The sequence below is a fragment of the Rhizorhabdus sp. genome, from assembly GCF_018006725.1.
GTDB lineage: Bacteria > Pseudomonadota > Alphaproteobacteria > Sphingomonadales > Sphingomonadaceae > Rhizorhabdus.
On sequence record NZ_JAGMXV010000041.1, the window covers coordinates 15,679 to 27,486 of the forward strand.

General features: G+C 70.1%; 7 protein-coding genes. All 7 read right to left on the bottom strand.

What is annotated here, in order from left to right:
- Positions 1-45: 45 nt before the first annotated feature.
- Positions 46-3,519, bottom strand: coding sequence for a double-strand break repair helicase AddA (gene addA / locus KAY22_RS08450; protein WP_296622204.1), 3,474 nt, complete (start codon positions 3,517-3,519; stop codon positions 46-48).
- On the bottom strand, positions 3,516-6,509 hold the full coding sequence (gene addB, locus KAY22_RS08455; protein WP_296622207.1) for a double-strand break repair protein AddB: 2,994 nt from the start codon (positions 6,507-6,509) through the stop codon (positions 3,516-3,518). Before addB ends, addA begins: the two co-directional genes overlap by 4 nt.
- 58 nt (positions 6,510-6,567) lie before the next feature.
- Positions 6,568-7,296, bottom strand: coding sequence for a nucleotidyltransferase family protein (locus tag KAY22_RS08460; RefSeq protein ID WP_296622210.1), 729 nt, complete (start codon positions 7,294-7,296; stop codon positions 6,568-6,570).
- Complete coding sequence (locus tag KAY22_RS08465; RefSeq protein WP_296622217.1) at positions 7,293-8,252, bottom strand: phosphotransferase; 960 nt, start codon at positions 8,250-8,252, stop codon at positions 7,293-7,295. Before KAY22_RS08465 ends, KAY22_RS08460 begins: the two co-directional genes overlap by 4 nt.
- A complete protein-coding gene (tsaE, locus tag KAY22_RS08470; protein ID WP_296622212.1) occupies positions 8,249-8,716 on the bottom strand; it encodes a tRNA (adenosine(37)-N6)-threonylcarbamoyltransferase complex ATPase subunit type 1 TsaE in 468 nt (155 codons plus the stop codon). Before tsaE ends, KAY22_RS08465 begins: the two co-directional genes overlap by 4 nt.
- Positions 8,709-11,090, bottom strand: a complete 2,382-nt coding sequence (locus KAY22_RS08475) for a PAS domain-containing sensor histidine kinase (RefSeq protein ID WP_296622214.1) — start codon at positions 11,088-11,090, stop codon at positions 8,709-8,711. The genes tsaE and KAY22_RS08475 overlap by 8 nt, the downstream gene beginning before the upstream one ends.
- 156 nt (positions 11,091-11,246) lie before the next feature.
- A partial coding sequence (locus tag KAY22_RS08480; RefSeq protein ID WP_296622215.1) for an adenosylhomocysteinase occupies positions 11,247-11,808 on the bottom strand: 562 nt, incomplete at its 5' end.

Consider the following 11,808-nt stretch of genomic DNA (forward strand, 5'->3'; position numbering starts at 1 on the left):
ACAACGTCTCTTCGGCAACTGATGTAAGCTGCGGTCGCGACAGTCTCAACGGCCTTGGGCGTGGTTTTGCTCCTCCGCCCTAAAGCCGGGCTTGTGCGCCTCGATGAGGTCGGGAGGCAGCAGGAGCAGGCTCGGTCCCGCCGTGTAGAGCAGCGCCGCCTCGATCGCGCGGCCCGGAAAGATGGTCGAGAGTGCCGCCGCATAGGCAGCCATCTGGCGAATGTGATGCGTCGGCGCCTCCTCGATCCGGTCCGGCACGCGTCGCCCCGTCTTGAAGTCGACCACGAGGATCCGGTCCGGCTCGATCAGCAATCGGTCGACCGTGCCCGCGACGACGCTGCCCTCGACCACAGCGGCCACCGGAGCCTCGGCGAGCGCCTCGGCGCCGAACAAGGCCGAAAAGCGGGGATCCTCGATCACCCGGCAGGCGTCTTCGGTCAGCGCATGGGCGATCCCGTCATCCTCGATCCCCCCCGATCCGGTGAGCCAGCGGATGGCAGCCGTCCTTCTCCGCTCCGGGACGACGGCAGGCAGGCGCTCGAACAGCGCGTGGAGCAGCGTGCCGCGCCGCGCTGCCGCGCGCATAGCTTCGGACGGGGGCGGGTTAGGCACGTCGTCGATGCCGAGCGAGGAGGGGGCGAGCGGGCGCGGCGGGCGCGCCTCGATCGGTGCAGGGCGGTGCAGCCAGTCCGGCGGGGCGAGCCGGGGGCGTTCGCGGCGGGGCTTGGCCTCGGCGCGGCTTGCGGGCCGGCTGGGCGGCGACAGGCCGAGGAAATGATGCGCCTCGCCCCACAAGTCGTCGGCGACCGGTTCGCAATCCAGGCGGTCCATGGCGCGCCGTACGGCATGGTACCAGCTCGATTCGGGGGGAACGCCGCGAGCGCGGGGGCCTAATGCACCGCCGATCACCAGATGCTCGCGAGCTCGGGTCAGCGCGACATAAAGCAGCCGCCAATGTTCCTGGCGTTCGCGCTCTGCCAGTTCCGAGGCGTCGGCGGCGATTTCCTCTACCAGTTCGTCCTTGCGCGGGCGGGGAATGGGTACGCCTTCGCTTTCGCCGCCCATCTTCCAGCGCAGGCTGCCGACCGGGGTCGCGTCTGGATTGCCGGTCGCGTCGGCGAGAATGACCACCGGCGCTTCGAGACCTTTCGAGCCATGGACGGTCATGACGCGCACCGCATCGGCCGGGGCGGAGGGGTCGCGCGTGATCTCCACCTCGCCGCGATCGAACCAGTCGAGGAAGCGCTGGAGCGAGGCGGTGGCGGTCCCTTCGAACTGGAGTGCCGCGCCGAGCAGTTCCTCGATCGGGTCGCGCGCTTCCTGGCCCAGCCGGTCGATCAGCTTGCGCCGTCCCTGCAGCGGACCGCTCAGCAGATGTTCGAGGAAGCGATAGGGGGTGGTGAAGTCGGCACGGCCGAGGATGTCGTCGAGCGCGGCGATGGTCGCGGCGTCGCCCCGTTCGCGCACCGCGTCGATCAGCGGGCGTCCCTTGCGGCCGAAGCCGACGCGGTACAGCTCGTCCTGGCTCCAGCCGAACAGTGGGGAGACGAGCAGGCCGGCCAGGCTCAGATCGTCCTGCCGCTGCACCGCGAAGCGCACCGCCGCGAGCAGGTCGCGGACCGCCAGCGGGGCAGTCAGGCGGAGGCGGTCGACGCCCGCCACCGCTACGCCTTCGGCATGGAGGCGGGCGACGATCAGCGAGGCGAGTTCGGCGCGGCGGCGGACGAGGATCAATATATCCTCGGGCCGGATCGCGCGGCCTTCGCCGTGCAGCCACAGACGCTCGTCGAGCCAGCGACGCACCTGCGCCGCCAGCCGGGTCGCGAAGGCGCGGGTCGCATCGTCGACCCATTGTTCTTCGCCGGCATCCTCCTCGAGACTGGCGATGCTGTCGACCGACAGCGGCTTCCACAGCGTGACGCGGCCCGGCAGATCGGTCTTCCAGGGCTGGTGACGCGGGGTCTCCTCGTTCAGGCCCAGCTGGTCGGGGCCGAGATCCGCGACCACCTGATCGACCAGTTCGAGCACCGCGGGCGCCGAGCGGAAGCTGCGGTCGAGCGACAGCTGGTGGAAGCGTCGCTTCTCCGCGTCGGGCAGTTCCTCCGACCCCTCGTCGGCGCGGCGCGCAAAGCCGATGCTGGCAGCGAGAAAGGCAAGCGGATCGGTGCCCTGGAAGCCGAAGATCGCCTGCTTGAAGTCGCCGACGCTGAACAGGGTCCGCTTCGCATTCCCGCGCGCGCCGGCTCCGGCAAAGAATTCGGACGCCAGCGAGGCGACGATCGCCCATTGGCGGGCATTGGTGTCCTGCGCCTCGTCGACGAGGATATGGTCGGTCGAGCGGTCGAGCTTGTAGCGCACCCAGTCGCCCATGCCCGGCGTGTCGAGCAGGTCGACGGCAGCGCGGATCAGATCGTCGAAGTCGACCACCCCGGCATCGCGCTTCGCCTGGACATAGGCGGCGGCATAGGTCTGCCCCGCCCGCAGCGCGGCGCCGATCATCGCCGCAAGTTCGGCACGCCGCCGCAGACCGATCAGATGACTGATCTGTTCGGCGAGGCGGCTGCAATGATCGCCATAGCAGGCGTCGGCCTTGGCTAGACCCGCTTGGATCTTGCGCGGCTCCCCTCCCTTGGTCAGCACGACATTCACGACCGTATCGAGCATCGCTGCCCGGCTGCGCGGGGCAGCGGCGAGGAAGGCGGCGACGATATCGGCGTCGCGCAGCCCGCTTGCAGTGCCCCAGGCCTTGTTCGCCTTTGCGATCGCATGGAAGCAATCGAGGTCGAGCGCCGCGCAGCCGGCTTCGACCGCTTCCTCCACATCACCGGTCGGCGCCCCCAGCACGCGACGCAGACGCGGCTCGATCGCATCGCGCAGGCCGAGCGCTGCCATCGCCTCGGGGCTGCGCGCGCATTCGACCAGATAGGATTCGGCCCGCGCCTCGCCGATGCGCAGGCTCAGATGCTGGATATCGCGCAGCAGGCCGTAATCGCCGCCGCGCTCGGCCCGGTCGAGCAGATCGGCCAGCGTGCGTCGTGCCAGCGCCTGTTCCTCGCGCCCTTCGAGCGGACGGAAACCCGGGGTCAGCCCCGCTTCCGACGGGAAGGCGGCGAGCAATGTCTGGCAGAAGGCGTGGATCGTCTGGATGCGCAGTCCGCCGCCCGGCGCGTCGAGCACGCGCGCGAACAGCCGCCGGGCGCGGCGGACCGCGTCGGGGCTGGCATCTTCGCCCAGCCGACTGAGATCCTGGACCAGCTTGCGGTCGTCCTTGAGCCCCGCCCAGCGCGCCAGCCGCCGGTGGACGCGATCGGCCATCTCGGCCGCGCCCGCCTTGGTGAAGGTCAGGCACAGGATCGATTCGGGGGCGGCGCCCGACAGCAGCAGGCGCAGCACGCGCGCGGTCAGCACATGGGTCTTGCCCGTGCCCGCCGACGCGGACAGCCAGATCAGCTCGCCGGGCTCGGAGGCCAGCCGCTGCTGATCGAGCAGCGGATCGAGCGGTTTCAGCCGGGCGCTCATGCGGGGTTGCTCCCCGAACCGGCCGGCTCGCGCCCATACCATTCGTCGAGGCGCATCAGCTGGTCATAATCGGCATAGGGAGCATATTCGGGGGCGATCTTGGCTTCGAACGGGGCATCGCCGGTCAGCCATTTCCCGACCGCCTCGGTCAGCGTGTGCGCGGCCAGCGCGGTGAAGCCTTCGGGGTCGATCCCGTTGCGTCCGCCGACCGGGCTCGCGACATAGCCGAAGCCGCCGGTGCGGTTCTTGGCCAGCGACCAATATTCGAAGTCGCCGGGAACGCCCCGCACAGTATCGAACCCGCCGCGCTCGGCGATCAGGCCGAGCAGGCCGAGCTGCATCGAGAAACCCTCGGCCACCTGCGCGGCGCTGGGCGGCATGCCGGTCTTGTAGTCGACGATCGCGAGCCTGTCCTGTGCGCCGGAATCGATGCGGTCGACCTTGCCGGTCAGGGTGATCCCGGCGATCTCGATCTGGCCTTCGACCTCCGCCGCGATCGGCCGGCGGCCTTCCGCCACCAGTTCGCCCATCCGCTCGCCAATCCATTCCAGCGCCGCGAACAGGCGCGGCTCCCACAGCGCCCGCATCACCGGGTGCGCGGCCATGCCATCGAGCAGCGTCCGCGCGCGGGGGAGCAGCTGGTCCGGCCGGCACTGGTCCTCCAGCATCCACGCCTCGAAGATCGCATGGACCGCCGTGCCGCGCCAGGCCGGCGTCGGATCGGCATCGACCGCATCCATCCGCCGCAGCTTGAGCATCGTGTCGGCATAGAAGGCGAAGGGGTCCGCTTTCAGCCGGTCGAGCTTGGTGACCGCAATCAGCTTCGGCCGGTCCTCGACCGGCGGACGGGGGGCGGGGCGTGCGGCCGGGCGCGGTGGTCCCTCGGGGCGGTCGATGTCGGCGGCCCAGGCGGGCAGGCGATGTTCGCGGGTCAGCCCGCCGGTCATCGCTTCCAGCCGCAGCCAGAAGCGCGAGGCGATCGTCGGCGCGCGGCTGTCGCGGCGCGCGCGGGTGATCAGCACCTCGGGGGCGCCCAGGGCCATGGCGAAGTCATGCGCCGACAGGCCGATGCGCGCCTCCAGGCCGATCAGGCCGAGTTCGCTGCGGATGCGCGGGGCGAGCCACGGGTCGGGGCTGGGCAAAGGCGGCCAAACCCCCTCGTTCAGCCCGCCCAGCACCATCAGGTCGGCATGTTGCAACCGTGCTTCGAGCAGACCCCAGATCGACAGGCGCGGATGGCCGCCTTGCGGCGGGCGGACGGCGACGCCATCCATCATCAGCCGCAGCATGGGGGCGAGGCTGGCCCCCGTGAAGTCGGTCGGCCCGAGCGGCGCCGTCGCCTCCAGCTCGGCGATCAGGTCGGCGGCGGCGCGGCCGTCCGGGCCCGACCAGGCGGCATCGCCGGCCAGGGTCGAGGCGGCTTCGCGAATCGCTGCAAGCAGGGCGGCCAAGCCGCCCTTCGTCGGGCCGGCCGCGACGGCCTCGGCCAGCGGGGCAAGCAGAGGCCGGGTCGCTTCCCACCAGCCGATCGCCGGCTTGCGCGCGCGCTGGGCATGGTCGTCACCGTCGCGCAGGAAGCGGCTGACACCGTCGAGCCCCGCCGGGGGCCTCGGCCCCCGCAGTGCGGCGTCGAGACGCCGGACGCCATCGAGCCAGGCGCCGCGCTCCTCACCACGTCGGACCAGCGGATGCTTGAGAAGCGCCAGCAGCGGAACCGGGGCGAAGGCTTCGGCGGCAGCCTCGGCGATGGCGAGCAGCAGGGTGCCGGCCGGTGTCAGCGACAAGGGCGTGCCGGCCGAATCGTCGGCGACGATGCCCCAACGCGCCAGATGCGCCGTGACCCGCCGCGCCAAGACACGATCGGGCGTTACGAGCGCGGCGGTCCGGCCGGGTGTCTCGATCGCTTCGCGCAGGGCGAGCGCGATCGTCTGGGCCTCCTCGGCGGGATTGGCGAGTTCGACCGCACGGACGCCCGACAGGCGCCGCTCGGCGGGTGGCAGGCGATACCATTTGTCGGTGAACATGGCGGGGGCCATGGCGTTGACGATCGCGCGGGCACGCACCGACCGTGCGTCGCGACCGCCGCCCCAGCGCCAGTTGCGGACCTCTGCGCGGCCGACGCTCATCCGGTCGAGCAGCCGTTTGAGCATATATTGCGGATGGCTCTCGATCGGGCGAGGCGGTCGTTCGCCCTCGTCGGCGGGGACGTGCGGCCCGAGCGCCTCCCATTCCGCGTCGTCCGACAGCGTGTCGAGGCCCTGCAGCACGACCATGCCCTGCGGCAGCCGCGCGATGGTCGCCAGCAGCGCCGCGACTGCCGGGGTCGCGCTGCCGATGCCGGCCGCGACCACGGGGCCGGGCGGGGGCGTCGTGTGCCAGCGCCGCGCGACGCGGTCGAGCAGCCGGTTGCGGCGCTCTGCCATGTCGATCCGGCCGCGCCGGGCCAGTTCCTCGGGCCAGCGGCCGAGGATCGTCTCGAGCATGTCGAGCGAAGCCTGCCAGTGGCCCGACAATTCGGGCAGCGAAGCCATGTCGCGCAGGCGGGCGGGATCGATGCGCTCGATCAGCAGCTGGTCGAGCGTGCGCCCCAGTTCGCCGGCAAGGCGGATCGCCTCGCTGCCGTCGATCGGGTCGCCCGCCGCCAGGCGCGCTTCCGCAACGAGCCGGGCGAGGATCATCTGCCGTTCGAGCGGTTCGATCGCCGGCGGGATCGGCTCGTCGTCCTCGCCGCCGATCGGGTCGAGGAGCCCGCCCAGCCGCTCGTCCAGCTCCGGATCGCCGATCGCCACGAGCCGGGGCAGCAGCAGTCCGCCTTCGGCGCGCCGGACGAAGGCGTCATTGATTGCCCGCACCGCGCGGTTGTTGGGCAGCAGCAGGGTCGTGCGCGCGAGGCGCAGCGGATCGGGGCCGTGCAGCGCCATCAGCCCGGTCGCCAGCGCATCCGCGAAGGCGCGGTGCGGGGCGATGGTGAAGACGGCGGGATGGGTCATGGATATCACCTTAGCCGCAGCGCCGGGCGGCGGAAGCCGTCATCGATCGGCCTGTGCTTCAGGCCAGTCCGAGCAGGCTCTCGGTGCGGGCGATCGCGGGCGGGGTGCCGACGTCGAACCACAGGCCCTGGTGCACGAGCCCGAAGGCCCGCCCCTCCGCAATGGCGCGGTCCCACAGCAGATTGAACGAGAAGGCCCCCTCGGGCAGGTCGTGGAACAGCCGCTTGGAAACGATCTGTACGCCGGTGAAGACGAAGGGGGCGACGCGCGACGGGCGGCGGCGGGCGATGCGGCCCACCCCGTCCATGTGGAAATCGCCCATACCCGAATGGCAATTGGCGCGCGCCAGCGGGACCAGCAGCAACAGCGCGTCCATCGCGGCATCGTCCCAGCTGGAGGCGAGCAAATCGATCGCGTCGACCGGGCCGTCGATCCACAGATTGTCGCTGTTGGCGATCAGGAAATGATCCTCGTCGATCAGCGGCAGCGCCTTGGCGACCCCGCCTCCCGTTTCCAGCAGCAGGGCCCGTTCGTCGGAGATTCGGACATCGAGATCGGTCGCCTTGCGGGCGAGATGGGCTTCCAGCGCGTCGGCAAGATAATGGGCGTTGACCACCACCTTGCCGATTCCGGCCGAGCGCAGCCGATCGAGCACATGATCGAGCAGCGCCTTGCCCGCCACTTCGACCAGCGGTTTGGGGCGGGTCGCGGTCAGCGGGCGCATCCGCTTGCCGAGCCCGGCGGCGAGCACCATCGCGGTGCCGATCGGGGGCGTCGCGCTGCTCATGCCCGATGGTCCGCCCAGAAGGCAGCGCGCGCCTCGACCGGGACATGCGTGTCGAACCAGGCGCGCACCGGGGCGAGCGCCGGATGGGCAAGATCGCGTTCGAGATAGCTCCACACGCGCGGCTGGAAGGCGAGGTAGCGCGGTTTGCCGTCGCGCTTCCACAGGCGGGTGAAGATGCCGAGAATCTTGGCGTTGCGCTGCGCGCCGAGCAGCGCATAGGCGGCTTCGTCGAAGGGCCGCCGCGCGGCGTAGCGCGCGATCATCGCCTGCTCGAGCGCCGGATCGACATCGCGCCGGGCATCCTGCAGCAGGGAGACGAGGTCATAGGCGGCGTGCCCCGCCAGCGCATCCTGGAAGTCGAGCAGGCCGAGACTGCCGTCGTCCAGCAGCATGATATTCTCGGCATGATAGTCGCGCAGCACGGTGATCGACTGGTCGTTCGCGACCGGCGCCAGCGCCTCGTCCCAGGCGGCGGCATAGGCTGCGGCGCCCCCGGCCAGCCCGACGGCGGGCATGTACCATTCGGGAAACAGCCCGGCCTCGCGCTGATAGACAGCCATGTCATAGGGCGGCAGTGCACCCGGAGAGGCTGCGTGCAGATCGGCGAGGAGGTCGATCGCCTGGCCGTAAATGCCCTGTTCGGCGGTCGGATCGGCGTCGATCACCTCCTTCATCCGGGCGTCGCCGAAATCCTCGAGCAGGATCAGGCCCGCATCGAGGTCTTCCGACAGGATGCGCGGGGCGCGAAAGCCGATCGTCTCGAGATGGCGTGCGACCGCGAGGAAGGGGCGGCTGTCCTCATGCTCGGGCGGCGCATCCATCAGCACGGCGCTGTCATTGCCGCGCAGGACGCGGAAATAGCGCCGGAAGCTGGCGTCGCCAGCCAGTGGCAAAATCTCTGCACCGTTCCAGCCGGCAGCATCGAGAAAGGCAGGGGCATGAGCGGGGGGGATCATCGGGGCGGCCATCGACCCTCCCATGGCGCGGGCGCCGTCCAAGTCAAGCGGCGTGCATCCTCGCCGGCCGGTTCGATCGTCAGGCGCAGCGCATCGGGCCACAGCATCGGGCCCATCCGCTCGGGCCATTCGATCAGCAGCGCGCTGTCGAGCCGTGCTTCGTCGAGGCCGAGTTCGTACAGTTCCTCCGGGTCGTCGATCCGGTAGAGGTCGACATGCCAGAGCGGCAGACGCAGCTCGGGCGGGGCATAGGGGATCACGATCGGAAAGCTCGGGCTCGGCACTTCGCCTTCGAAGCCGAGCGCCTGGAGCAGCCCGCGCGCGAGCGTCGTCTTGCCCGCGCCGAGATCGCCCGACAGCGCGACCACGTCGCCGGGCCGCAGCAGCGCGGCGAGGCGTGCGCCGGTCGCCAGCGTGTCCTCCGCACCGCGCAGGATCAGCGCGCCGTCGGTCTGCTCAGACATTGACGCTTTCGCCATGGCGGCGCGGCAGATGGATGGTGACCGTCGTGCCGCGTCCGGGTTCGCTGTCAAGCGCGATCGAGCCGCCATGCGCTTCGACCAGCTGGCGGGTCAGCGGCAGGCCGATGCCGATCAGCTGCTTGCCCTCCTCGTTGCTCGCATCGATGCGCGGATAGCTGTCGAAGATGCGCGCGCGTTGGGCGGGGTCCATGCCGGGCCCGGTGTCCGACACCGTCCAGATGATCATGTCGTCGTCGCCATGGACGCGGATCGTCACCCGGCCTTGGGGCGGGGTATAGGTGATCGCATTGTTGAGCAGATGATCGGCGATCTGGCGCAGGCGGCGGGGGTCGCCGCGCATGCCGCCAAGGTCTGGGTCCATGTCGACGAACAGGCTCAGCGGTTTGGCCTCGGCTGCCTTGCGCGCGGCCTCCACCGCCTCGCCGAGCACCTGGCTCAGGTCGATCGGCTCCTCTGCGAGCGGCAGGCTGCCCGCCGCCCCCTGGGTCAGGTCGAGCACGTCCTCGACCAGCGAGCCGAGGCGTCCGACCGAAGAGAGGATCGCTTTCACATATTCGCCGGCAACCGGCGGAAGCTCACCGGCATAGCCGCCGTCGAGCAGCTCGGCAAAGCCGGCGATCGAGGTCAGCGGGACGCGCAGCTCATAGCTCATATTCGCGACGAAGGCGGTCTTGAGCTTGTCGGCCTCTTCGAGCGCATCGGCGCGTCCGCGCAGCGCTTCCTCGATCCCGCGCGAGGCGGTGATGTCGAGCAGGGTGAACAGCGCGTTGCCGTCGGGCAGCGGCACTACTGCGAAGTCGAAATAGCGCCCGTCGCCCAGCGCCATGCGGCCGGTGCGGGCCTGCCGGTCGACCGTCGCGATGCGGACCAGGTCGCGGAGCAGCTGTGCGCGCGACGGATCGGCCAGCTTGGCGCCGACCAGCTCGACCATCGCGTCGACGCGCAGATTCTGGGCAAGATCGGCGTCCGACAGGCCCCAGATGTCGCGGAAGCTCTGGTTCCAGATGTGGAGGCGACCATCGGCGGCGAACACACCGATGGCCTCGAACAGATTTTCGAAGGTCGCGGTGCGCACCCGCAGCAGCGTGTCGCGCGCGCTCGACAGCTGGACCTGCTCGGTGCGGTCCTCGAAGAACAGCAGCAGGCCGCCATTGGGGAGCGGCTGGGCCACCACGCGCAGATGCTGGCCGCCCGGCAGCGTCCAGGTCTCCTCGACCGCGTCGACCGCGTTGAACCAGGCGCGCCGCTCATTGCGCCAGCCGGGGAAGTCACGCACCTCCGGCAGGCGTTGGACCTCACGCAACCGTTCGAGAATGCGGTCGAATTCGGGGCGGTCGACCAGCCATTCGGGCGGCAGGCTGAAGAACTGCACGAAGGGCTGGTTGAAGAAGATCAGGCTGCGGTCGGCGCCGAACTGCGCGACACCGGCCGACAGACGGTCGAACAGCTCGCGCTGAACCTCCTGGAAGCGGCCGAGTTCGGCGCGGGTCTGTTCGAGATCCTGAATGTCGAAGGCATAGCCGGCCACGCCATGTTCGCCCATCGGGACGTCGACGATGCGCATCGTCCGCCGCTGGCCGCCGAGGGTCACCGGCACGACCTGCGTGTTGATCCGCCCGCTGTCGCGCGCGGCCAGTGCCGTCGCGCGCGGCGCGCGTCCGTCGGCTGCGTCGATCAGCTCCACCCCGCGCGTCACCACATCCTCGGCGCTGTCGCCCTCGACCGCTTCGACATAGGCCGAATTGACCAGCGCCAGTTTGAGGTCGGGGCCCCGGTGCCACATCGGGAAGGGCGCCGCCTCGATCAGCGCCAGGCAGCTGTCGAGCGCGTCGCTGATCAGCCCGGTTTCCTGCGACAGGCGCGCGATGGTCCGCTCGGCCTCGCTGTTGTCGAACAGCCAGACGATCACCCCGTCGCCGAGCGCGACCGGCGCGGGCCGGCCCCGCGCGAGGAGTACCCGGTCGCTGCCGGCCAGGCGCAGGATACGCTCGAACGGGCGTCCGGCCTGGTTGGCGGCCTGGATGTCGGCGGCCAGACCCTCGGCGTCGACGACCGAGATGCCGCCCTCGCCATGCGTCGCCATCGCGTCGATCGTCGTCGGTATCTCGGTCAGGCCCAGCCAATGGGCGAGGCGCGTGTCCGCCCCGACGCGGCCGTCGAGGCCGACGCGGAACGGAATGGCCGGGCAACTGCCCAGCAGCGCCGCCTGCCGGTCGAGATCGCGCGCGCGCGCTTTGGCGATCGCGTCACGGCGCAGACCCATGACGATCGCCGCCACGGCGGCGGCAACCCACAGCGCAACGATGATCGCGAGCATCATGGCGGCGATCGGATCGAGCTGGATCATGTGCGACATGGCATCGCTTCTAGAATCATTTGCGCCATCGGGGAAACACCCGCGAACCGCAAAAGCGATGTCGCGGGCGGCACCACGAAAAAAGGCCCCGGCGGGGTGCCGAGGCCTCTTTCGATCATCGCGAAGCGAGGGGCGGCGCGAGCGCCGCCGCGTCGCTTAGTAGCGGTAATGATCAGGCTTGAAGGGACCCTCGGTGGTCACGCCGATATAGGCCGCCTGCTTCGGGCTGAGCTTGGTCAGCTTGACGCCCAGCTTCTCCAGGTGGAGCGCGGCAACCTTCTCGTCGAGATGCTTCGGCAGGACGAACACCTTGTTGTCATATTCGCCCGGCTTGGTGAACAGTTCGATCTGCGCCAGCACCTGATTGGTGAAGCTCGACGACATCACGAAGCTCGGATGGCCGGTGGCGCAGCCGAGGTTCACGAGGCGGCCCTTGGCGAGGATCAGGATCTGCTTGCCGTCGGGGAACTCGACCAGGTCGGTGCCCGGCTTGATCTCGGTCCACTTGTAGTTGCTGAGCGCCGCGATCTGGATCTCGCTGTCGAAGTGGCCGATGTTGCACACGATCGACATCGGCTTCATCGCCTTCATATGCTCGGCGGTGATGACGTCCTCGTTGCCGGTGGCGGTGACGAAGATGTCGGCGCGGGTGACCGCTTCCTCCATGGTCACGACCTCATAGCCTTCCATCGCCGCCTGCAGCGCGCAGATCGGGTCG